This window comes from Psychrobacter pasteurii, from assembly GCF_900162815.1.
GTDB classification, from domain to species: domain Bacteria; phylum Pseudomonadota; class Gammaproteobacteria; order Pseudomonadales; family Moraxellaceae; genus Psychrobacter; species Psychrobacter pasteurii.
In genome coordinates this window covers 1-765 of the sequence record NZ_FUGD01000166.1, presented here as the reverse complement: position 1 = coordinate 765, position 765 = coordinate 1, and the positions used below count along the sequence as shown (strand labels likewise).

Genomic DNA, 765 nt, shown 5'->3' with positions numbered 1-765 from the left:
TTAATCACTACTCCCCTGATGATCTAAAATACTTTGCTGAGGCGGCTAGAAAACTTGTGTAGATACCTATGCACTTCAGGGGGTGGATATAAGGCGACACACACTGTCGTAAGAAGTCGTTAAAGGGTTGTAAGCTAAAATTAATCTTGCCATACTAAGTATATGAAAACCCTCAAACTACGCATTAAAGACAAGCACATAAAAGAGCTGAATCGTCTAAGCGGTTCGGTAAACTTTGTGTGGAACTATATTAATGCACTTTGCTTTGAGCATCTAAAACGTACCGGTAAGTACTTTTCAGCCTATGATTTAAACCAGTACACCAAAGGTAGCGGTGAGTATTTAGGATTACACAGTCAGACCTTACAGGCTATCAATGAGACTCACGCCAAGGCCCGAAAACAATTTAAAAAAGCCAAGCTTAACTGGCGCACCAACCGTCCTGATGCCAAGCGTAAATCACTGGGCTGGATACCTTTTAAAAAGTCTGCTATCAAGCATCTACATACCAGACAAACAGGCAAAAAAGCACTTAAATCAACAATACAGCTATCCTTATCTAGAGGTCAGAAGTTAGTTATTGATATGTTTGATAGCTATAACCTAAGCCTATATCAGATAAACACTTTAGAGATAGTACAAGACAGTCGTAATCGTTGGTATGCCTGTATCACCGTTAAAGACTTTCCTAAGCAAGTAAGTGGTAAGGGTAGCGTTGGAATTGATTTGGGCTTAAAAGAGTCTGCAACCACATCAAATGGTGAC

General features: G+C 39.9%; 1 protein-coding gene. It reads left to right on the top strand.

Annotated features, from left to right (window positions below):
• Nucleotides 1-162: 162 nt before the first annotated feature.
• On the top strand, nt 163-765 hold a 603-nt coding region (locus A1232T_RS13010; protein WP_143514004.1), incomplete at its 3' end, for a transposase.